Raw genomic sequence first — 21,359 nt, forward strand, 5'->3', positions numbered from 1 at the left:
TTTACGCACCTTTGTGGTGCGGTCGTATCCAGGTATTTCCACCGGGGCGCAACCGATTGCGGGCTGCCTTGTCTGCGCCGCTGAAGACGGCGTAATGGCCATATGACTTGTCGTTTTCACGAATTTTTGACATGGCCTTGTACGCACGGCTAGGATCGGACCCAACGCCTGTAGGCCCATCGGCCAAGAGTCCCAAGAAAAGGCCCGCTGCACCCTTGTTGCAGGCGGGCTTTTTGTTTGCAGACCCGTGAGCGTCAACCCACGCAGGGGGCGTGGTTCCTGGCGTTGGTCGCAGAGCGTAAAACACTCCGAAATAAGGAAAATAACATGTTGAAAACACGGATCAGTCTGATCGCGCTGGGGCTTATGGCGGCGACTCAGGCAATGGCCAACGACCAGGCCGCGTCGAACGGTTTCCAGGAAGACAGCAAGGCCAGCGTTCTGCTGCGCAACGCGTTCATCAATCGTGACAAGAAGCATGGCAGCAGTGACCAGTCCGAGTGGGGCCAGGCCTTCATCGGCAAGTTCTCGTCGGGCTTCACCCAGGGCACCGTGGGCGTGGGCGTAGACGCCTTCGGCCTGTATGCCATCCGCCTGGACGGCGGCAAGGGTCGTAACGGCGGCGCCGGTATCGACTTCTTCAAGCCAAGCGATACCGAACCGAGCAACTCCCCGCACAACCTGGCGCGTGCCGGTGCTGCGATCAAGTTCCGCGTCTCCAATACCGTACTGGCATACGGCGACCAGATGCCGACCCTGCCAGTGCTGAACTATGACGACGGCCGCCTGCTGCCAGAGAGCTTCACTGGCACATCGATCACCTCCAAGGAGATCAAGGGCCTGGAACTGAACGCCGGTCGCTACACCCAGGAAGCGCGCAAGAGCGCCGAAGGTCGCGATAGCGGTGGTCTGAAGTCGATCAACGTGTTCGGCGGCAAGTACCAGTTCACCGAGAATTTCACCGGTGCGCTGTACACCTCCGACGTCGAAGACGTACTGAAGAAGCACTACCTGGGCCTGAACTACGTCCACGCCATCTCCGACGACCAGTCGCTGACCCTGGATTTCAACGGCTACAAGTCGGACATCGACAAGAAGTACGTCAACCGTGCAGGCCTGACCGGTGACCGCAACACCATCTGGAGCCTGGCGGCCACCTACGCCTTCGGCCCGCACTCGATCACCCTGGCGCACCAGCGCAACACCGGCGACACCGGCTACCAGTACGGCTGGTACCAGAACCGCCGCGGCGTGGGTGACGGTGGTTCGACCATCTTCCTGGCCAACTCCTACTGGTCCGACTTCAACGCCGAAGACGAGCGTTCGTGGCAGATCGGCTACGGCCTGGACTTCAGCGCCTTCGGCGTACCGGGTCTGACCTACAACTTTGCATACGTAGCGGGTGACAACATCAACACCCACGGCTTCGGCGAAGGCAAAGAGCGCGAAATCTTCAACCAGTTCAAGTACGTGGTTCAGGAAGGTCCGGCCAAGGACCTGTCCGTCAAACTGCGTAGCTCGTTCCTGCGTGGCACCAACAACCTCAACGCTATCGACTACACCGCAGACGGCAACGAAGTCCGCGTATTCGTCGAGTACCCGATCAGCATCCTCTGATCGATTCGACCTTCAAACAACCCCGGCCTAGGCCGGGGTTGTTTGTTTTCGGCGTACCGCATTCGCCGGCGCCACGGGCGCATCCTGCAATTGCGGCGCGAAGCTGTCGCTGCGGGCCATCCGCCACATCCGTGCATAGAATTCGCTGTCGATCGAGCCGCTGAGCAATTCGCCGGGCTTGAGGAACACGTGCAACTGCGAAAACAGCCGGATCTCGCTGGCGCTGACGCGGCGCACCAGGTGCTTGGGCTTGAGTTCGCTGGGGTGCTCGAGGCCGGCGGCCGCGAGCATCTCGGCCAGCGCATGCAGGGTATTGCGATGAAAGCTGAACACCCGTTCGGCCTTGTCGGGCACCACCAGTGCACGCTGGCGCAACGGGTCCTGGGTGGCCACGCCGGTGGGGCACTGGTTGGTGTGGCAGCTTTGCGACTGGATGCAGCCGATGGCGAACATGAAGCCGCGCGCCGAGTTCACCCAGTCGGCGCCCAGGGCCAGCACGCCGGCGATGTCGAACGCGCTGACGATCTTGCCGGCGGCGCCGATGCGCACCTTGTGGCGCAGGTTCAGGCCCACCAGGGTGTTGTGCACGAACATCAACCCCTCGCGCATGGGCACGCCGATGTTGTCGCTGAATTCGCGTGGCGCAGCGCCGGTGCCCCCTTCCTTGCCGTCGACCACGATGAAGTCGGGCACGATCTGAGTGGCCAGCATGGCCTTGGCGATGCCCATGAACTCCCAGGGGTGGCCCAGGCAGAACTTGAAGCCCACCGGTTTGCCGCCGGACAGCTCGCGCAACTGCGCCACGAACTCGAGCAACCCCACCGGCGTGCTGAAGGCGCTGTGGGCGGCGGGCGAGATGCAGTCTTCGCCGGGCGCCACACCGCGCGTGGCGGCGATCTCGGCGCTCACCTTGTGCCCCGGCAGGATGCCACCGTGGCCGGGCTTGGCGCCCTGGCTGAGCTTGATCTCGATCATCTTCACCTGCGGGTCGCGGGCCTGTTCGGCGAAGCGCTGCGGGTCGAAGCGGCCGTGGGCGTCGCGGCAGCCGAAATAGCCGCTGCCGATTTCCCAGATCAGGTCGCCGCCATGTTCGCGGTGGTAGGGGCTGATGCTGCCCTCGCCGGTGTCGTGGGCAAAACGGCCGAGGCTGGCGCCCTTGTTCAGCGCGCCGATGGCGTTGGCGCTGAGGGCGCCGAAGCTCATGGCCGAAATGTTGAAGATCGATGCCGAGTACGGCTGGCGGCATTGCGGGCCGCCGATGGCGATGCGAAACGAGGCCGGGTCGGGGGTGTTGACCGGCAGCATCGAATGGCTGATGAACTCGAAGCCCGGGCGGTACACGTCATTGAGCGTGCCGAAGGCTTTCTCGGCGCTTTCGTTCTTGGCCCGTGCGTACACCAGCGAGCGCTGCGCGCGGGAGAAGGGCAGCTTGTCGTCGTCGCCTTCGAGCAGGTACTGGCGGATCTCGGGTCGGATGGTCTCGATCAGGTAGCGCAGGTTGCCCAGGATCGGGTAGTTGCGCCGCACTGCGTGCTGGCGCTGGCGCAGGTCGTTCAGGCCCACCAGCGAGAGCAGCGTGCCGATCAGGGTCAATGGCCAGAGCCAGGCGTGAGTGGCAAGAAACGGCAGGCTGGCCAGGCTGAACGTGAGGCACGCCGCCAGGCAGGCATAACGGCTGGGAAACGAGAGGCGCATGAATCTTCCGCTGATGGTGTTTGTTGCGCCTAGGATAGGCAAAGCACTGCGGCGGAAAACCCGTGGTTTCGGTAAAACAGTTTTATCCGCGCCGTGCTTGCCAGGCGCCGGGGCTCATGGGCCCGGCTGGTTAATGATCGCCAGGAACGCCTCGGCCGCCCGCGAACGGCCGTGCCGGCGGCTGATGGCATGCAGCGCGATGTGTGCATCGGCATCGCTCAGCGGGCGGTAGCACACGCCCTTGCGTTCCAGCGCGCTGGTGCAGGCCGGCACCACCGCCACGCCCTGGCCGGCGGCGACCAGGGCGATGATGGTGGTGGTCTGCTGGCCGCTGGGGCCGCGGTGCAACGGCAGGCCGGCGTTGGCGAACAGGGTCTCGATGGCCAGGTTGAGGCCGGTGCCGTGCTGCTCGGGGTAGAGGATCACCGGGCGCTGCTGCAACTGCGCCAGGCTGACCTGTGCCTGGTCACTGAGCGGGTCGCTGACCGGCAGCGCCAGCAGCAGGGGTTCGTGCTCCAGGGTGTCGGTGTGCAGGTTGTGCTCGGCGGGGGGCGGCAGGCGGCTCAGGCCGATGTCCAGGGTGCCGTCGCGCAGCTGCGCCCACTGGTTCATCGACGCCTGTTCGATCAGGTTCAACTGCACCTCGGGGAAGGCCTGGGCGAAGCGCTGGATGGCCTGGGTAAAGCGGTCGCTCAGGGCTACGGAGCTGGCATAGCCCAGGCTCAGGTGGCCGGCCATGCCGCTGGCGAGCCTGGCGGCCATGGTTTCGGCCAGCGCCAGTTGCTCGATCACGTTGCGTGCATAGGGCACGAAGGCCTGGCCCTGCACGGTGAGGCTGACGTTGCGGCTGCTGCGCTCGAACAGGCTGAACCCCAGCTGGGCTTCCAGCGCCGAGATCTGCCGGGTCAGCGCGGGCTGGGCCAGGTGCAGGGCCTGGGCGGCGCGGCCGAAATGCAGGGCCTGGGCCACGGCCAGGAAATAGCGCAGTTTGCGGAGGTCGAGCATGGTGCACCTTGAGGTATCGATCGGTCCGAAATCGGTATTGGCCCGGGGCGAGTGGGGCGCCGTATAAAGGGCGCCACACACTTTAACGAGTTTTGCCATGCAGGCGCCTTCTTCGGCTGCGCGGGTCGCGATGTTGTTGTGCGGCTGCGCGGCGTTCCTCCCCTTGTACGCCACCCAGGGCATCCTCGCGCAACTGGCCCGGCAGTTTGCCGTGGACATTGGCCAGGTGAGCTGGAGCCTGACCATCACCACCCTGATGGTGGCGTTGACTGCGCCCTGGGTCGGCTGGCTGGCGCGGCGCTGGTCGCCGGTGACGCTGATCGTGGTGGCGGCGTTGCTGCTGGCCACCCCGGTGCTGCTGATGGCCACGGTGGGCAGCTTTGCCGAGCTGCTGCTGTGGCGGGCGGTGCAGGGCTTGCTGATACCGGTGATCTTCGCCTGCAGCGTGGCGCTGATTGGTGAGCGGTGGCAGGGCGCGAGCGTGACCGAGGTCACCAGCCTGTACGTGACCGGCACCATCCTGGGCGGCTTTGCCGGGCGCTTCGTGGTGGCGTGGGTGACCGAGTACTGGGGCTGGCGCGAAGCGTTCGAGGTGCTGGCGCTGGTGGTGCTGCTGATGGGGCTGGGGATTCGCTGGCTGCTGGTGCTCGAACCGATGCCGGCGAGCACGCGCAGGGCCAGTGCGCCACCACGGTTTGGCTGGCCATTGTGGTCGGCGTGCGCGGTGGGGTTCTGCGTGCTGTTTTCGCAGGTGGCGTCGTTCACCTATGTGGGGCTGCACCTGAGCCGGGCGCCGTTCGGGCTGGGGGCGGCGGCGCTGGGGTCGATCTATGCGGTGTTTCTGCTGGCGCTGGTGGTCACGCCGATTGCCGGCCGCCTGGCCAGGGCTCGCCCGCCGTTGCACCTGCTGATGGTGGCGGGCGTTGTCGGCGCGGTGGGCATCGGCCTGACGCTTGTGCCCACGCTGTGGGTTATCGTGCTGGGGCTGGCGTTGAGCTCGACCGGGGTGTTCCTGGCGCAGGCGGCGGCCAACACTTTCATTGCGACCACGGCCGGCGCGAACAAGGCCGGGGCGATCGGGCGCTACCTGACCTGCTATTACCTGGGCGGGAGTGCCGGCGCGCTGTTGCCGGCGGTGCTGTGGCAGCAGTGGGGCTGGACCGGGTGCGTGGTGCTGATTCTGGGGTTTCAGGCGGTGTTCATGTTGATCGGGCGGGTGGGCTGGCGGGCCTCTTCGCCGGCAACGCCGGCTCCTACAGGGCCGCGCTGACCCTGTAGGAGCCGGCGTTGCCGGCGAAGGCGTTTGTCCAGCCGCTGCAGATCCCAACTCCGGTATATGCACAACTGCCACCGCCAATCCCCATGCTAAAACAGCCATACCCATCGGCGGACCCACCATGACAAAAACAACCACCCCGCATTTCGGCCTGCTGTGCCTGGCCAGCTACCTGCTGTCGCTGTCCTACGGCTCGACCTTTCTGCTCTCTCTGCTGGTCACTTCCCGAGGTGGCAACGAACAGGACGCCGGCAGCATCATCGCCATCGCCATGCTCAGCACCGTGATCGCCGTGCTCGGCAGCGGCCATCTCGCCGACTGGCTCGGCACCGCCCGCGCCATCGCGCAGTCGGCGCTGTGCCTGATCGGCGCCTGCCTGGGCTTTGCCCTGGTACCCGGTGTCGACTTCAGCCTGTGGCTGTGCGGCCTGCTGCTGGGCCTGGGCTGGGGTGCGTTCTACACCCTGGGCCCGATCCTGGTTGCCGCGCTGGTCGAGCCGGCCCGGCGCACCCACTGCTTCGCGCTGCTGTCAGGCAGCATGATGAGTGGCATCGGCTCCGGCCCGCTGGCCGGCAAGCTCGCCTCGCTGCTGCACCTGCCACTGGAAACCGCGTTCTACACCGCCGCCCTGGCCGCCGCTGTGGGTATGCTGGTCTTCGCCTGGCTGGCCCGCCAGCACCCGGCACAGGCAGCCAGCGCCCGCATCAGCCGCCACGCCGGCATCCAGGTGCTGCGCTCGTCGGCGCGCTGGCCGATCCTGATGGTGGGCCTGGGCGGCGCGGTGTTCGGCGGGCTGGGCAGCTTTCAGACCACCTACGCGGCCAGTCGCGGGCTGGACTATTCGCTGTTCTTCGTCGGCTTCATGCTTGCCGCCATCGGCTGCCGGCTGCTGATCGCCGGCTGGGTGGTGCGGCATGACGCCTACCGCACCTCGTGCCTGCTGACCGGGCTGATGGTGCTGGCCGTCATCGCACTGGGCTGGTGGGTGCAGGACGCCCTCAGCTACCTGCTGGCGGCGGCGTTGCTGGGGGTGGGCTACGGGCTCAACTATTCGGTGATCAACGGCCTGGCGGCCAACGAAGCGCCCACCGGCTACACGCCGCAGGCACTGCTGCTGTTCAGCCTGGGGTACTTCATCGGCGTGTTCGGCTTCCCGCTGCTGGCCGGCACCCTGATCGTGCAGGGCGGCCCGCATGCACTGCTGCTCAGCGTGCTGTGCGTGGCGCTGCTCAACTGGCTGGTGAGCGTGGGCCGGCTGCTCGGGCGCTGGCGGGCCCGAGCGTTGCCACAGGGTTACTGATCCGGGGCGATGGCGAACATCAGCTGGTTCTCCTGCACATACACCAGCGCTTCGCGGCCATTGATGTCCACCGGGCGGGCCGACACCGCCTCGTGCTCGGGCACGACCTTGGACAGCACCTTGTTCACCAGGTCGACCCGCCAGACGCAGGCCATGCCGCCACTGTTGTCGAAGTACAGCACCGGGCGGTGTTCGCTCCAGGTCGGGTTGACCAGGCTCCAGCCACTGGAGTCGGGCGCCATCACGCTCTCGTAGCCGCGCGAGTTGCCGTCGCTTTCGTAGGCCAGGCGCAACTGGTCGTTGGCCACGTTGAGGTCTTCGAGCACACGCGCCTTGGCAAAGCGCACGGTGTTGGAGCCGGCGTGATAGCCCTGGGTGGTCGGTTGCGGCGGCTGCTGGCTGCCCACGGCATACACCATCGACTGCTCCAGCTCGCCGTTGCTGCGCTGGCGGTAGTAGAACGCGCCGTCCTGCACCCCGGCATAGCGCTCGCGCTGGTCGTTGAAGCCGCTGTGGGACCAGCCGGCAAAGCGCACGTTGCGCGCGATCACATGCCAGCCGGGGTGATCGTCGGCGTATTCGAGCAGGGTACCGGAGGTGGCCAGCGTCACGTGTTTGTCCTGCACGTAGGTGGGCCCGTCAGGGTCGCCGGAGACGTACACGAACGCGTGCAGCACGCCGTCCTTGACGGTCACATCGATCAGTTGCGCCACCGAGTCCTCGCTCATGCCGATGAACGGGGCCAGGGCAAAGCGCTGCCACGGCGCGTCCTCGACCTTTGCGTACACCTCGCCCTTGGGCAGCGGTGCGAGGCTGTCGGAGGCAACCGGCGCCGGTGCCGGCACGGCGGTCAGCCGGCGGATCTGGCGGTCGTAGGCGCTCTCCAGGCACTCGGGGGTCTTGCACTGGTTGCGCACGTTCTTCAGCCAGTCGGTTTCCAGCTCGCGGAATATCTTCTGCGCCTTGAGCGGGGTGTACAGCGCATTCAGCTGGTCGTCCTTGGCCGACAGCGAGGGCGTGTTGCAAATCGCGGTTTCCAGAATCGTGTTGGCCTTGCTGCAATCGAAACCGGCGGCCGAGGCCACCGGCGCGTGCAGGGCCAGGGCCAGCAAGGCGGGCAGGGTGAGCAGGCGGGTCACGGTATGCATGGGGGTGTCCTTACAGGTCGGGCGACAGGGCGAACATCAACTGGTCGTGTTCGACGTACACGATCGCTTCACGGCCGTCGAGCTCCACCGCCAGCGGTTGCCCGGCCGTGTGTTCGGGCACGATCTTGGACAGCACCTTGCCGCTCAGGTCGACCCGCCAGATGCAGGCCATGGCGCCGCTGTTCTCGAAGTACAGCACCTGGCGGCGCTCGCTCCAGGCCAGGTTGGACAGGCTCCAACCGCCGCTCTCGGGGTCGAGCACGGTTTCGCTGGCGGGGCGCGGCAGGGCGTGTTCGTAGTTCAGGCGCAGGTCGCTGTTCTCGTCGTTCATGTTGCCCAGCACCCTTGCCTTGGCAAAGCGCAGCGTGCGCGACTGGGCGTGGAACACCGTGGTGGTGGCCTGCGGCGGCTGGCGGCTGCCCAGGGTGTAGACCATGGCCTGCTGCAGCTCGCCCTCGGTGCGCTGGCGGTAGTAGAACGCGCCGTCCTGGATGCCGGCATAGCGTTCACCCTGGTCCATCAGCTCGCTGATGCGCCAGCCGGCAAAGCGCACGTCGCGGTCGATCACATGCAGGCCGGGGCGGTTGTCGGCGTATTCGAGCAGCACGCCCGAAGACGGCTGCACCGACCAGTTGTCCTGGTTGTAGCCGGGGCCGTCGGACGAATTTGCCACGTAGAGCAGCGCGTACAGCACGCCGTCCTTGATGCCCACATCGATCAGCTGGGCCAGCGAATCGGGGTACATGTCCGGGATAGCCGCCAGCGCAAAGCGCGGCCACGGCTCGTCCTGCAGGGTACGGTAGGCGCTGCCCTGGGGCAGCGGCACCGCGTCGCGCAGGCCGGGCACGGGCGGTGGCGGCAGCGCGGTCAGGTTGCGGATCTGCAGGTCGTAGGCGCGCTCAAGGCAGGTGGCGGTCTGGCAGCGGTCGCGCACCTCGTTTACCCAACGGGTTTCCAGTTCGCGATAGATGCGCCGGGTCATCAGTGGCTTGTACAGCGCGTTGAGCTGGTCGTCCTTGGCCGACAGCGTTGGCGTGTCGCACACCGACTTTTCAATGAGGGTGCGTGCCTTGCTGCAATCGAAGCCGGCGGCGACGGCGGCCGGAGTGTGCAGGGCAAGGGCAAGCAGGGTGCTGGAAGCCAGCAGGGTGAACAGGCGGGCGGCGGGGGTCATCGGACGTCCATGTGGGCCGGGGCAGGGGGCGGATGATACGTGAGCGCCACGGGCGACGGAAAGGCACCTGCGTGTCGATGTCGACGCTTCTGCACAAATCCGGTCACGCAAGTAGACTGCCGTGTTTCAGGCCTTGCAGGAGCTTGCCATGACAGTCCGATTCCGCTGGTGGAGGTACACCGCTTTGCCCGCGCTGTTGCTGCTGCAAGGCTGCATGCCACGCTCGGTGATCGTGCACGACGGGCTCGACACCACGGTCGTCGATCAGCACACCCGGCAGCCACTGGCCGGGGTGAGCATTGTTGATGCAGGGGTGGTGGTGGCCCGCAGCGACGCGCAGGGGAGGGTACAACTGGCGCCCAGGCGCACCCTCAAGCTGGAGCCGCTGATGGGCGAGGCGAACGTGATGCTCAACCTGCTGGCCTGCAAGGACGGCTATGCGCCGCAGCCGGTGGCCGAACGCCGTGGCTGGAATGCCGACTACGCGCCCAGCCAGGTGCATCGCGAGGTCATCGGCCTGCAGCGGGGGCAAACCGGTTACCAGTGCCCGCAGTAGAGGCCGCGCCGGCAAGGGCCGGTCTTGTGGGGGCACCGGTTTCGGGCGTCGGCGGGGCTACCCGCGCAGTGCCTTCACTTCGCCCTTCTTGCCGTCCGTTTCGCGCAGGTACTCCTCCAGCGAATCGTCCATCGCCTTCAGCCACCGCGTATGGTGCGGCACCGCTGCCGTGCCGGTGATCACCGAACGGTACGACTTGTCGCGATAGCCCATGATGTCGCTCTTCTTGTCGCTCTTCCACTTGAGGAAGATGCGGTTCACGGCATCGATATCGAAGCTGGGGTAGTCGGTCTGCGCGATCAGGTGCTTGATGTAGCGGCCCTGGAATTCGTACATCGAGGCGGTGGTGTCCAGGGCCTCTTCATCGGCGCGCCAGCTGGCACTGTCGGCCTGCATGTCGGCCTTGGCCGGCAGCTTGATGCGCCCCAGCATGTAGTCGCGGGCGAACCAGGCCTGGGCGTCGAACAGGTTGAAGCTGTACCACAGGTCCTGCATGCCCAGGTAGATCAACTGCGGGTTCTGCTCCCACACCACGCCCTGGTACAGGCCGGTTGGCCACAGGCGGTTGTTGGTCTTGAGGGTCAGTTCGTCGGGCAGGAACGGGAAGTGATGCTGGTAGCCGGTGCACAGGATGATCGCATCCACGCGCTTGTTCGAGCCGTCGGCGAAGAACGCCAGGTTGCCCTCGACACGCACCAACTGCGGGCGCTCTTCCCAGCCCTTGGGCCATTTGTAGCCCATCGGCTGGGTGCGGTAGGCCGTGGTGATCGAGCGCGCGCCGTACTTGTAGCACTGCGAGCCGATGTCTTCGGCCGAGTAGCTGCTGCCGACGATGAGCAGGTCCTGGCCCTTGAACTCCATCGCCTCGCGAAAGTCGTGGGCGTGCAGGATGCGCCCGGCGAAGCGCTCGAACCCTTCGAATTCCGGTACGTGCGGCGTAGAGAAGTGCCCGCTGGCGACCACCACGTAATCGAACACCTGCTCGATGCCCTGCCCGGCGCTGTAGTCGTAGGCGCTGACGGTGAACTCGCGGGTGGTTTCATCGAAGCTGACGTTCTTGACCGCGGTGTTGAAGCGGATGTAGTCGCGCACCCCGGCCTTTTTCACGCGGCCCTGGATGTAGTCCCACAGCACTTCGCGCGGTGGGTACGAGGAGATCGGCCGGCCGAAGTGTTCGTCGAAGCTGTAGTCGGCGAATTCAAGGCATTCCTTGGGGCCGTTGGACCACAGGTAGCGGTACATGCTGCCGTGCACCGGTTCGCCGTGCTGGTCGAGGCCGGTGCGCCAGGTGTAGTTCCACATGCCGCCCCAGTCGGCCTGCTTTTCGAAGCAGACGATTTCGGGCATGGGGGCGCCCTGGGCATGGGCGGATTGGAAGGCACGCAGTTGCGCAAGGCCGGACGGGCCGGCACCGATGATGGCTACACGAAGAGTCATAGAGATTCCTGAACAGTTGAACGCTGAAAAAATGCAAAGGCTCCCCAACCCCGAGCGGCAAAAGCCGAGGGTGGTGGAATTCAGGCGCTACGGTGCAGGTGGAGGGACGGGGCGCTTGCGCATCTGGGCCAGCAGGATGTTGCCTGGCGGAATCGACAGTGCGTGGAACAGGGTCGAGAGCGGGGAAGGGGTGACTGTGTTCGGCCCGTAGCCATCAGCGCAGGGCGCAAAATGGGGGCCTGAAGGGCGAAAGATGCGTGTGATCTCGTTCATGGGGGGCTGGAATGGCCTCTTTTCGTTATGGTTTCCTTTTTATCTATAACGGATGGGGGTGGGGATATCAAGGTCGGCGACCCCACCACCCGCCAGCGCGCAAACTCAATCAAGGCGCCCGAGCAGGGGTTTGCACCAGCGCGAGGGGGTGATGCCGTAGGCGTTCTTGAAGTGCCTGGACATATGGCTCTGGTCGAAGAAACCGGCCTCTACGGCTGCGTCCGCCAGGCACCTACCGGCGAACACCGAGGCCTTGAAGCGGTCGAGGCGGCGCAGGGTCAGGTAGCGGTGGGGGCTGGTGCCGAAGTAGGCGCGAAAGTCCTTGGACAGGCTCCAGCGGTCGCGGTTGGCGCAGGCGGCCAGGTCATCCAGGGTGATGGGCTGCTCCAGGCTGTCATCCATGTACTCGCGGGCACGCCGGGCGGCGGCGTAGTCGTGGGCCTGCCTTGATGCCGGGCGCCCGCACACGGCCTGCAGCGCGCTTACCAGGCCCAGCAGCGCGTCGTCCTCTTCGAGCGGGTCTAGCCTGTCGTCCATGCTCGCGAGCATCGCGTGGGTGGCGGCCGCCAGGCGCGGGTCGCGGGAGATGCCGCCCTTGAGAAACGGCAACGGCTGGCCCCCGAGCACCTCCTGCACCAGCGCCGGGGTGAGGTAGAGCATGCGATAGCGAAACCCCGACGCCGAGCCCGCATGCCCGTCGTGCACCTCGTCCGGGTGCAGCACCAGGATCTCCCCCGGCAGGCTGTGCCGGCTGGCGCCGCGGTAGCTGAAGCTCTGCACCCCGGCCAGGGTGCGGCCGATGGCATAGGTATCGTGGCGGTGCGGGTCGAAACCGTGGGCGCTGAAGAAGGCCTCCAGGCGTTCGACCCTGGGGGACGGCGGGGCGTGTTTCACCCAGTCTTGCGGTGACGGTAGATCGAGCATTCTGCTCACCTTTCGAGCGATAGAGTCAGGCCGGCGACAACACAGGTTACAGCGTGCCGGCGTTTGCCTGAATGTGAATGTAGAAATCGTGGAACATGAAAGCGGCGCACACGGCCAGGGCGATGCCCATCAGGCGGTTGAACAGGTTGAAGTACACCTCTTTGCTGATGCGCTTGCCCAGCACGGCGCCCAGCAAGGCGTAGAGGCCCGGCGCGCCGGCAGCGCCCAGGGCGATCAGCGCCGACACGGCGGCGATGCTGGCGCCGCTGAGGTGCGCGGCGGGGAACATCACGCTGGTGATCGGCAGCACCACCATCATGCCCTTGGGGTTGAGGGCCTGGATCAGAAAGCCGTTCCAGAAGGTCAGCGCCTTGGCGGGGGCATCGGACGATTGGGTGAGCTGGACCCTGGCGGTGTAGACCTTGAAGGCCAGGTAGCTGGTGTAGAGCCCGCCGGCCAGGGCGAGGTAGGGCAGCGCGGCCTTGGAGATGATGGCTTCGCCGGTGTAGCCGAACAGGATGAACAGCACGAACATTGCGCCGCCCACGCCGACGAAGAAGCCTGCGGTACGGCGGAACTGGCCTGTAAGGCCGGCGTTCAGGCCCATCACGTTCACCGGGCCGGGGCTGTACATCACGCTGAAGGCGTAGAGAAAGATTTCCATTGTATCCCCTGCGAGTGTGGGTAGGTGGTGTGCAGGTGACGTTAAACGGCTGGCCTGCGGCTGGCTTGTACGTTTGTGGGTGCCACCCTGCAGGAGCCGGCCTTGCCGGCGAAGAGGCCGTCCACTGCGGCGCAGGGCTGCGTTTACACACGCTTGGCCAGACACGTCTGAAGGACTGTAATATGCGGACAGATTTTGCGTGGGCGGTGCGCCTTGCTGGGGTTCAGGCAGGCCGTTAGGCTCCTGCGGTCGCTGAGCATCAGCGATCGGGTTTGGTCGCCCGTTGACAAAAAATCACGCTTCGGCGCCGCCTATGGCGGTTGTACGCGGGAGGCCTCGTGCCTGCCGGGTTTTGATCTTTTTGTCCCGGTCGACCAACTCGCGTACAGCTGCCACCCAACTTGCTTGGTCGCGAGCAGTGGCAGCTTCACTCCACAAAAAGTGATCGCCATGAAAAAAATCGTTCCTGATCCGCCGACTGCTCTGCTGGGTGAGCCCAGCGTTGATCCTCGTATCGAACACTCGCCATTCTTCCTGGTACGCGCAGACATACCCGAAGAAGACGCCCTGATGCATGCCTCGCTGTTGCTCAGAGGCATCTTCGACACCCTCCAGAAAGCCTGTTTGCACCCCGAGGACTCCACCAGCAAAGTTCTGCTGTGGGTCTCGTTGCATTCGACGGAATTAGCCAAGGTGCTGGTGGATGCGGTGCTCGACGGCATGGGCAATCGCAAGGCCACTGCGTAGAGGAAGCGACAGGGGCCGACCTGTTCAGCCCCTGTTGTGACAGACTTTCCGATCATGCACGGAGCGCAATGCCGATGATCCCATTTGAAACCCAATCCACCTCACCCGACGGCCGCTATCGCATCGAGGCTGCGCCGTGGGAAGCCGGCAACTCGCACTGGGTGTATCCGCCACGGATTATCGATGCCGTGTCGGGTGCCTGCCTGTTCGAGTTCCAGGACCCGCGCTGGTCCCTGGACCGCGCGGCATGGTTGAGTGATACGCAGGTCGAGCTGATGTTGCGCAAGTATCCAGGGCAACTTACAGGGCATGGGTTACGGGTGAGGGTTGATTGCGCGGGCCGTGTCGCGAGGTGCGGTGAGGGGGCGGGCGTTGAATTGACTGACCTTGAGACTGCACTCGAGCGCCATGCTTGTGGGTAACTGAAAAGCCATCGGCTACCAGCGATTCGAAGTGCAGGGCCCGGTCAGGCCATGGCCGGATGTTGGGTCTTTCTGGATGACGACCGGGATTTCATTGTTCGGGCGAATACCCGGCGTGGGTGCGCCTGGGTATTCGTTTCCTGTCAGGGCTGTACGCGACTGTCGAACGGTTCGAAGTCGCGCTCGGTGAACGCTTCTGTCAGCACATTCGAACTGCACAGCCATTCGATCGCTTCCACCAGCCCGTTACCCGCAACGAGGGCGGCTTCACTGTGACGCGGCAGCACATAGATGCGCTCCGGGTCGCTGGGGTGAATGATGAGTTCGTCGCCGTCGTAGGTGTCGCCAATGATGATGCACTGCAAGGCCTTTTCCTTGGGCATCAGCTCCTTGTCGTCGTCCCAGAACCAGTACTGGTTGATGCGCTCAACCCACTGGGCCTGGCTGTTTCCGCCGTGCAGCAGCTGATGGGGTGGGTAGATGCGCACGTACACGCCGCCAAGAATGCCTTCGCCGAACTGCGTGACGTACTCGCGGTAGCCGGTGGGGAAGCGGGTACCCAGCACAGCTTGTGCCTGATCCACTTCGGCGTCTGTGGACAGCACCAGCGGGCTGCCGGTAACAGTGATGTTTTCAAACATTGGGCCTGTCCTTTTGCGTGGTATCCAAGGGTGCAGGTTTTTAGCGTAACGGGGGCTTGGGGGCAAGGCTGCCACGTTCACTGGATCAGGTTATCCTGCTCCCGTTTTTCAAGTGGCGGCACAGGCCGCAAGTGCTCTGGCTTGAGCATTTCAGTGAACCAGGCGATGGAACGATTTATCTATGACCGAACAGATCATCTACGGTGTTGAAGGCGAAAGCGACGAGTTCAAGGCCGCCGTGGCCAGTGCTCAGGCGACGTTCAAGTATTTCTGGCGAGAGCTGTCGTGGGAGGCACGCAGGATCGTGAAGGGCCTGGACATGGCGGCTGTGAAAATGTCCTTCCCCATCGAGAGCGACGACCCCGAGGTACCCAGCGTCGAGAACATGTGGGTGAGCGAGATCGAGTTCGATGGGCAGTCCATCACCGGCGTGCTGATGAATGAACCAAGCTGGGCCACCTCGTTCAAGGCGTGGGAGCCTGTGACGCTGCCGTTGGCCTTGCTGAACGACTGGATGTATGTGCGCCAGGGCCATGTATACGGCGGCTTCATCGTCGATGCGATACGCGCGGCCATGCACGAAGACGAGCGCCTGGAGCACGATGAGGCCTGGGGTATGGATTTCGGTGAGCCGGGTTTGGTTGAAGTTGTCCCGGCTGCAGAAGGTCAGCAGCCTTGGCTGCTCTCCCGTGCGTTGAACCGTGCTCAAGACCAGCAGACGCTGGCGGTGCTGGAATGCACCGAGCACCCGATGGCCTTGAACATGCGCGACAAGATCGAGGAGGGTGTGAGCGCACAGCCGCAGGTGGCCCGAGACCCGGATGACGAGGGATGGCTGATGTTGCACCGCGAGGTGCTGGCGGGCAATTACACGGTGGTGGATGCGCTGTTGCGTCATGGCGCTGACCCGTTGCTGCCCAACGGCAACGGCCAGACTTCGCTGGCGTTGGCAGGCATTGCCGGTTGGCCGCGGATTCTGGCGTTGCTTGAAGGGCAGAGCGCCCACTAGCGTGGGGTGCCATTCGCCAGCAAGGCTGGCTCCAACCGACGGCGTGGTCCTTTGTAGGAGCCGGCCTTGCCGGCGAAGAGGCCCGCCAACTCGCGTACAGCTGCCACCCCATGAGCGATACGTAGGTCGAGCTGATGTTGGGCAAGTATCCAGGGCATCTGACAGGGGAAGGGTTACGGGTGAGGGTTGATTGCGCGGGGCGTGTCGCGAGATGCGGCGAGGGGGCAGGTGTTGAGTTGGCTGACCTTGAGCGTGCGCTCGAGCGCCATGCTTGTGGGTAACTGAAAAACCATTGGCGTCGGCTATTTCAGTATCACGCGATAGACGCAAAGCGCTCGATCACAGGTTGTTCGCGATGCTCGGCCTGCCACAGATCCCAGTCAGCCTGAATGGCCAGCCAGGTTCGAGCCTTGCCGATGCCGGCCCGCTCAAGCCGGACGGCGAGGTCCGGGCTGACAGGTGCATGGCCGTGAAGGATTCGAGACAGTGTTTCTCTGGCGTAACCGAGCCGACGTGCAAACTCGGCCACCTTGATATCCAGGGCGGGCAACACATCTTCGCGCAAGGTTTCGCCTGGGTGCGGGGGGGTGAACATGGCCATGTGGGGAACTCCTCAGTGGTAGTCGAGGTAATCAACCAGTTCAACGTCTGTGCCGTCGAATCGGAAAATTACCCTCCAGTTTCCGCTGATGGTCACTGACCAATACAAGGTCAAGTCGCCTTTGAGCGGGTGGAGCCTCCAACCGGGCATGTCGATGTCGCCCGCACAGGTTGCGCGATCCAGAAATGGAAGCAGGCGCGCAAGCCGCTTGGCATGGTCGGCCCGGATCCGTCGAGTCGAGCCGGTTTCGTAAAACGCCTTGGGGCCTTTGTGTTGAAAGCTCTTTATCATCGATAAAGTGTGATGTATTACATCACACTCTACAATCGCCCTGCAATATCAAGGCACAAAGAGAAATTCGCTTCAATTTGGGCTTCGGTTCAGGATGACTACCCTGTAGCCGTGTACGAGGGAGACGGCGGCCCACAGGTGAGGTGCGCCGACGTGCCTGAAATGGCCTGCGCCGGTGATACGGTTGAAGCAGCGCTTTTCGGTGCGGTAGATGCCCTGGGGTCGGCGCTTTCCTTTTATGTGGATCAGCGTATTGCCATACCGCTACCATCGCCGGCGGCACCCGGCCAGCCGGTGGTTCGCCTGCCAGCTTGGACGGCGGCTAAAGCATCGAACTGTCGGTGGCTATAGCTTCGTAGGAAGGGGCCGCTTCACACTCAGTACGTCAAAAACGAAAGAACCCGCCAAAGCGTGTTTTTCGTGGTTCCGGAAACACTGAAAATTGTCTCTGCAACCTTGTGATGGTGCGGCATCAGGAGTCGAACCCGAGACCTACTGATTACAAGTCCAAAAAATCGACCAGTGTCCATTGGGAAAACCCGCAATCCTCAATGTTTTCTGACATATGTAGGCTTATTGGGCGCGGATAAGTCGTGCCGCCGTGGACACTTTGTGGACGCTCTCCAGCGATTGCCCTTGCGCAGCATTGCAAAACCTTGCACTGGGTGAAACCAGTCATGATGCCACAAGGGCCGCGGCTGGCCTGGCCGGCGCACCTTCCGGCTTTGCACAATTTTCCAACGCAAAGCCCGTCGGCGGGAGGGGGATAAGTGATTTCCGCGCTCGATTTTTTTCTGAGTAGGGATTTTGTATGCTGGCAGCATGAAATCACCGCATCAGGAAGCAGGATGATGAGAGATTTAGGTAAGGCGGGTGAGTCGGCAGTTCAGGAATGGTGCGCTATTGGCGGAATCACCGCAAATCAGTCTTTAACTGATCGTTATGGATGGGATCTATTATTTGAGTTGGAAAGCACCAACGATGTAGCAACCGCCAGCGGTCTTCATGAATCAAACATAGAGTGCAAAGTCCAAGTCAAGGCAACCGACGGCGACGCTAAAACAAGAAAGATAGAGCTGTCCAACCTTCGGGCGATGGCGACATCAGCCCTCCCTGCTTTTTATCTATTACTGGAGTACGGTGGCAGTGATAGACCAATTGCCGGCCACCTCCTACACCTTGATAACTCACTGTGCGAAAAAATACTGAAGCGAATCCGAATCGAAACAGCGAAGCTTGGGAAACCTGAGCTCAATAGAAAAACAATGACATTAAGCTTCAAAAAGGCAAGAAAGATTGAACCCTTAAATGGCTATGGACTTAAAAAAGCGATACTAGACTATGTTGGTAAATCGCAAGGAGATTATGTTTCAAGGAAGCAGAACTCCCTGAATCAGGTTGGATACGAAGCCGGAGCGTTCAGTGTAAAGTTCAACGTGCCAGTCCAGGACATCCAAAAATTTGTGGAAATGGCTTCCGGCACAAAAGCTCAAATTGAAGTCCAAGGCATCAATTCTTTTCAAACTCGATTCGGTATCACCGAAGCACTCTCTACAATGAATAGCGAATCCGCGCTGCTAACTATCGGGGGCGTGATAGCTGATGGCTGCGGAAGGGTATCGTTCATCAACAGAGATAACGGTAAAACTGTAGCTTTCGATCTGGACGTGTATCGTGGCGGCTTAGGCGAGTGGGTTCCTAAGCAATTCAGAATGGTTCGACTAGTATCGCAGCGCTTCACTATAGACATTTCAATAGCGACAAACAAATGTAAGATCTGGTTCCACAAGAATGATACTGACCCTGCTAGCATCAGAGATCTTTACAAACAATTCAGCTTCACGGAAATGCTCACAAAACCGAACTCCGTAGATATAGTACTAATGGTAGATAAAAATGAAGTAAGGGGTACATTCGACGGAGAAGGATTCGATGGGGATCAGCGATGGGCATGTACAGTATTGAGATCCGCGCTGAGCATCCAAAATCACTACGAGAATTACGACGACATTCTCTCGTCTCCTGCGGAACTATCGGCTAAGGGTAAAAACATCGTCCACTTTGAGGATTTCTTGTCGGGATCTGATGAGGACATGAACGCAAATATCAGCTTCTCCATGAACTCAGTCACAGAAAAAATCGTGACCGCTGAATGCATAGTGCCTTTGATGATTTCTTTCGGAGGAGTGATGTTTATAAGTCTATATGTTTTCGGAGGCGATCTAAAAACCACAGGAGATAATGCATACGACTTGAAGGCGTATTGGAAGCGGTGCATATACAAAACAAACTTCATCAACTCTGGATCCGGCGCCAGATTCTGCCTCAAGGAAATAGAGAAGGCCGCGAGTAAATATGAGAGTGAGTGTATGATAATCGATCTCACCGAAAATTATATTCACCCGATAGCTAAGATGGCCAGTTCAGACACACTCTAACCAGCGCAGAAGACCGAACAGAATGGAATTGCAAAATATAATAAAGATAGTGCTAGATAATTCATTTATAACAGCATTGCTTGGCGCACTTATCGGAGGATGGTTCACTAGGAATGCAACATACAGAGCCCATGCCCTGGAAAAAAGCACAGCTCAACTCGAGAGTTTGAAGGTCGCCCGAAATTCTATAGCGCTGATTACTGTGGAGTTGAAATCCGCCTGGAACATTTACAGCAATGAATATGCAAAAGATCTTATGGAACTACCGGAAGGTGAAGCGTATGTGGCGGTATGGGCCATAGGACAAAACCCCTTTATTATCTATGACTCAATGCCGCAGTGCCTCACAGAACTATCACCTGAGCTCTCTGAGCTAGTAATTCAAATGTACATGCGCATGAAAGGGGTTGTCGCCATGGTAGAAGATAATAATAAGTATGCGGAGGCAGCCAAGCAGGCGGGAGTGCAGAAGCTTGATGCAGTAATGGCCAATTCAAATTTGGCAGGTGCGGAAATGACTGTCGAGCAGGCAAATCAGTATGTGGAGTTTCTAGAGGCCTGGGTACAATGGCAAGCAGTAAAAACCGGCATGGGAGTTCATGCCGATGTTATGAAACACTTTACCGCAGAACTTGGCGAAAGCATGGCAAAAGTGCTGTGCGGCTTGAGTAAAGAGCTAAAATCTATGGACGGCAAGATTACTTCTTACGAAAGAAAGATCAAATAAATAGTCACTGATTTCAGCTTGTTTCCCAGGAGCCGGGCGTCATTACCTACCGAACTAAAAACGCCAGCGTTACTGGGCAACGGCGTGGGGCCATGGACGTGGCTAGCAAGCTGTTCATTCATCACTTCCACTAGGTCCAATAGATCACAGAGCACCTGCAGGACGTTGACTGCATCTGACCCAACCCAGGTCTTGGGTGCCAACAGTCGCTGGCTGACAAAGGCAACGCTACTGCGCAGGCCCTGGATCTGCTCCTGCATATCGCCGCCCACCGTGGCGTTGAGCTTCTGTCCCACCACAGGTTCAGATCCCGCCCGGTCGCCTGGTGCAGATCATCCACGGCCGCCAGGCTTGCGGATCCGCCTGAGAGCAGCTTGAGCGCGCCCAGGGCCTCGATCTTCTTGATCCCACCCACTGACTCGGTCGAATGGTCGTCGACGGTCCTAGTGTGGCTCTGGAAGGTCTCGGTGTTGTCCTGGGCCTCTACATCGCGCTCAATCGCCTTGTCCTGGATCTTGCTGTCAGCTTTGCGGAGCCCGTTGCCGCCGTTCGCGCCGCCATATCTGGTCACCCTTAAGCAGGGTAGGCAGACCAACGCCTAAGCTACCATCGCCATTTCGGCCGTTCGGAGAAGCAACATTTTTGTTGCTTACGCAACATAACTGTTGCAGTGTGGCGGTGTCGAGATGGTGGGACTGCACATGAAGTACAGCGAGTTTCGACGATGGTTGCGAGCATATGGCGTTACGTTCGTGCCTGCGAAGGGAAGCCATTTCAAGGTTTACCTCGGCAACCGACAAACCATATTTCCAGACCATGGCGCTAAAGAAATCAGCGAAGGTCTGAGAAGAAAAATCATCAAAGACCTGGGCCTCGGTGATTGAAGTCGAGCCCTATGGGAGGCCCAAAGGCCATGTATGACTATCCAGTAACCGTGCACGAGGAAGACGGCGGCCCATGGGTGAGCTGCGCCGACGTCCCTGAAATGTCCAGCGCCGGTGATACGGTTGAGGAAGCCCTTTTCGACGCGGTAGATGCTCTGGAGTCGGCGCTTTCCTTTTACGTGGATCAGCGCATTGCCATACCGCTGCCGTCTCCAGCTGCACCTGGCCAGCCTGTGGTGCGGCTACCTGCTTTGACTGCGGCCAAGGCTGCACTGTGGAATACCATGATCAAGCAGAAGGTGACCAAGACCGAGTTAGCGCGCCGGCTGGGGGTGAATCGTCCCCAAGTAGATCGGTTGGTAGATTTACTGCACCGCTCCAAGATCGAACAGGTCGAGCATGCACTGCAAGTGCTTGGCCAGCGTATCGAACTGTCGGTGGTTGCAGCTTCGTAGGAAGGGCCGCTGCACGCTCAGTGCGCCAAAAACGAAAAAACCCGCCAAAAGGCGGGTTTTTCGGGGGTTTCAGAA

Annotated in this window: 21 protein-coding genes and 1 pseudogene; 11 read left to right on the plus strand and 11 right to left on the minus strand. The window is 61.7% G+C overall.

The window, feature by feature from the left end; translation table 11 throughout:
• Nucleotides 1-327: 327 nt before the first annotated feature.
• Nucleotides 328-1,617, plus strand: coding sequence for an OprD family porin (locus tag NP552_RS07445; protein WP_043861662.1), 1,290 nt, complete (start codon nt 328-330; stop codon nt 1,615-1,617).
• A gap of 27 nt (nt 1,618-1,644) precedes the next feature.
• On the opposite strand, the gene NP552_RS07450 is transcribed toward NP552_RS07445, so the two are convergent.
• Together NP552_RS07450 and NP552_RS07455 are read right to left on the minus strand one after the other, a co-directional pair.
• Nucleotides 1,645-3,312, minus strand: a complete 1,668-nt coding sequence (locus tag NP552_RS07450) for an FMN-binding glutamate synthase family protein (protein ID WP_054915933.1) — start codon at nt 3,310-3,312, stop codon at nt 1,645-1,647.
• 114 nt (nt 3,313-3,426) lie between these two features.
• Nucleotides 3,427-4,317 carry a LysR family transcriptional regulator gene (locus tag NP552_RS07455; RefSeq protein WP_274096606.1) on the minus strand — a complete coding sequence of 297 codons (891 nt, stop codon included), beginning with the start codon at nt 4,315-4,317 and terminating at the stop codon, nt 3,427-3,429.
• Between the two features lie 97 nt (nt 4,318-4,414).
• On the opposite strand from NP552_RS07455, the gene NP552_RS07460 reads away from it, so the two are divergent.
• Together NP552_RS07460 and NP552_RS07465 are read left to right on the plus strand one after the other, a co-directional pair.
• Complete coding sequence (locus tag NP552_RS07460; RefSeq protein WP_274096607.1) at nt 4,415-5,587, plus strand: MFS transporter; 1,173 nt, start codon at nt 4,415-4,417, stop codon at nt 5,585-5,587.
• Nucleotides 5,588-5,714: 127 nt separating this feature from the next.
• Entirely contained in the window at nt 5,715-6,893 is a 1,179-nt protein-coding gene (locus NP552_RS07465) for an MFS transporter (protein WP_043861666.1), read from the plus strand.
• Here the strand turns inward: NP552_RS07465 and NP552_RS07470 are convergent.
• Together NP552_RS07470 and NP552_RS07475 are read right to left on the minus strand one after the other, a co-directional pair.
• Nucleotides 6,887-8,041 carry a lysozyme inhibitor LprI family protein gene (locus tag NP552_RS07470; protein ID WP_274096608.1) on the minus strand — a complete coding sequence of 385 codons (1,155 nt, stop codon included), beginning with the start codon at nt 8,039-8,041 and terminating at the stop codon, nt 6,887-6,889. The genes NP552_RS07465 and NP552_RS07470 overlap by 7 nt on opposite strands.
• Nucleotides 8,042-8,051: 10 nt before the next feature.
• Complete coding sequence (locus NP552_RS07475) at nt 8,052-9,215, minus strand: lysozyme inhibitor LprI family protein (RefSeq protein WP_043861668.1); 1,164 nt, start codon at nt 9,213-9,215, stop codon at nt 8,052-8,054.
• Nucleotides 9,216-9,363: 148 nt separating this feature from the next.
• On the opposite strand from NP552_RS07475, the gene NP552_RS07480 reads away from it, so the two are divergent.
• Complete coding sequence (locus NP552_RS07480) at nt 9,364-9,771, plus strand: hypothetical protein (protein ID WP_229589760.1); 408 nt, start codon at nt 9,364-9,366, stop codon at nt 9,769-9,771.
• Between the two features lie 57 nt (nt 9,772-9,828).
• Here NP552_RS07480 and NP552_RS07485 read toward each other — a convergent pair whose 3' ends face one another.
• The 3 genes from NP552_RS07485 to NP552_RS07495 all read right to left on the minus strand — a co-directional run bounded on the left by NP552_RS07485 (nt 9,829) and on the right by NP552_RS07495 (nt 13,069).
• Complete coding sequence (locus NP552_RS07485; protein ID WP_100632945.1) at nt 9,829-11,208, minus strand: NAD(P)-binding domain-containing protein; 1,380 nt, start codon at nt 11,206-11,208, stop codon at nt 9,829-9,831.
• Between the two features lie 378 nt (nt 11,209-11,586).
• Nucleotides 11,587-12,405, minus strand: coding sequence for an AraC family transcriptional regulator (locus tag NP552_RS07490; RefSeq protein ID WP_258660809.1), 819 nt, complete (start codon nt 12,403-12,405; stop codon nt 11,587-11,589).
• Nucleotides 12,406-12,451: 46 nt separating this feature from the next.
• Complete coding sequence (locus NP552_RS07495; RefSeq protein WP_043859804.1) at nt 12,452-13,069, minus strand: LysE family translocator; 618 nt, start codon at nt 13,067-13,069, stop codon at nt 12,452-12,454.
• A 450-nt stretch (nt 13,070-13,519) separates the two neighbouring features.
• Between NP552_RS07495 and NP552_RS07500 the strand changes: the two genes are divergently transcribed.
• Together NP552_RS07500 and NP552_RS07505 are read left to right on the plus strand one after the other, a co-directional pair.
• A complete protein-coding gene (locus NP552_RS07500) occupies nt 13,520-13,816 on the plus strand; it encodes a DUF3077 domain-containing protein (protein WP_153046062.1) in 297 nt (98 codons plus the stop codon).
• A 68-nt stretch (nt 13,817-13,884) separates the two neighbouring features.
• A complete protein-coding gene (locus NP552_RS07505; RefSeq protein ID WP_229589757.1) occupies nt 13,885-14,238 on the plus strand; it encodes a hypothetical protein in 354 nt (117 codons plus the stop codon).
• 143 nt (nt 14,239-14,381) lie between these two features.
• Here NP552_RS07505 and NP552_RS07510 read toward each other — a convergent pair whose 3' ends face one another.
• On the minus strand, nt 14,382-14,879 hold the full coding sequence (locus NP552_RS07510; RefSeq protein WP_213606731.1) for an SMI1/KNR4 family protein: 498 nt from the start codon (nt 14,877-14,879) through the stop codon (nt 14,382-14,384).
• Between the two features lie 181 nt (nt 14,880-15,060).
• Here NP552_RS07510 and NP552_RS07515 point away from each other — a divergent pair, with 181 nt between their 5' ends.
• Nucleotides 15,061-15,888 carry a DUF2314 domain-containing protein gene (locus tag NP552_RS07515; RefSeq protein ID WP_229589756.1) on the plus strand — a complete coding sequence of 276 codons (828 nt, stop codon included), beginning with the start codon at nt 15,061-15,063 and terminating at the stop codon, nt 15,886-15,888.
• A 313-nt stretch (nt 15,889-16,201) separates the two neighbouring features.
• On the opposite strand, the gene NP552_RS07520 is transcribed toward NP552_RS07515, so the two are convergent.
• Nucleotides 16,202-16,489 carry a HigA family addiction module antitoxin gene (locus NP552_RS07520; protein WP_229589755.1) on the minus strand — a complete coding sequence of 96 codons (288 nt, stop codon included), beginning with the start codon at nt 16,487-16,489 and terminating at the stop codon, nt 16,202-16,204.
• A gap of 12 nt (nt 16,490-16,501) precedes the next feature.
• Nucleotides 16,502-16,780, minus strand: coding sequence for a type II toxin-antitoxin system RelE/ParE family toxin (locus NP552_RS07525; protein ID WP_058541662.1), 279 nt, complete (start codon nt 16,778-16,780; stop codon nt 16,502-16,504).
• An 851-nt stretch (nt 16,781-17,631) separates the two neighbouring features.
• Here NP552_RS07525 and NP552_RS07530 point away from each other — a divergent pair.
• Together NP552_RS07530 and NP552_RS07535 are read left to right on the plus strand one after the other, a co-directional pair.
• Nucleotides 17,632-19,218 (plus strand): hypothetical protein, encoded by a 1,587-nt coding sequence (locus NP552_RS07530; RefSeq protein ID WP_196932872.1) that lies wholly within the window; start codon nt 17,632-17,634, stop codon nt 19,216-19,218.
• A gap of 22 nt (nt 19,219-19,240) precedes the next feature.
• Nucleotides 19,241-19,945: a hypothetical protein gene (locus tag NP552_RS07535; RefSeq protein ID WP_196932871.1), complete on the plus strand. Its 705-nt coding sequence runs from the start codon at nt 19,241-19,243 to the stop codon at nt 19,943-19,945.
• Here the strand turns inward: NP552_RS07535 and NP552_RS07540 are convergent.
• Nucleotides 19,924-20,544, minus strand: a pseudogene (locus NP552_RS07540) (hypothetical protein); the annotation flags it as partial. The gene NP552_RS07535 and the pseudogene NP552_RS07540 overlap by 22 nt on opposite strands.
• Before the next feature lie 102 nt (nt 20,545-20,646).
• Here NP552_RS07540 and NP552_RS07545 point away from each other — a divergent pair.
• A complete protein-coding gene (locus NP552_RS07545; protein WP_196932870.1) occupies nt 20,647-20,829 on the plus strand; it encodes a type II toxin-antitoxin system HicA family toxin in 183 nt (60 codons plus the stop codon).
• 29 nt (nt 20,830-20,858) lie between these two features.
• Nucleotides 20,859-21,284: a type II toxin-antitoxin system HicB family antitoxin gene (locus NP552_RS07550; RefSeq protein WP_196932869.1), complete on the plus strand. Its 426-nt coding sequence runs from the start codon at nt 20,859-20,861 to the stop codon at nt 21,282-21,284.
• Nucleotides 21,285-21,359 lie beyond the last annotated feature (75 nt).

This window comes from Pseudomonas sp. 8209, assembly GCF_028682105.1.
Taxonomy (GTDB): Bacteria; Pseudomonadota; Gammaproteobacteria; order Pseudomonadales; family Pseudomonadaceae; genus Aquipseudomonas; species Aquipseudomonas palmensis.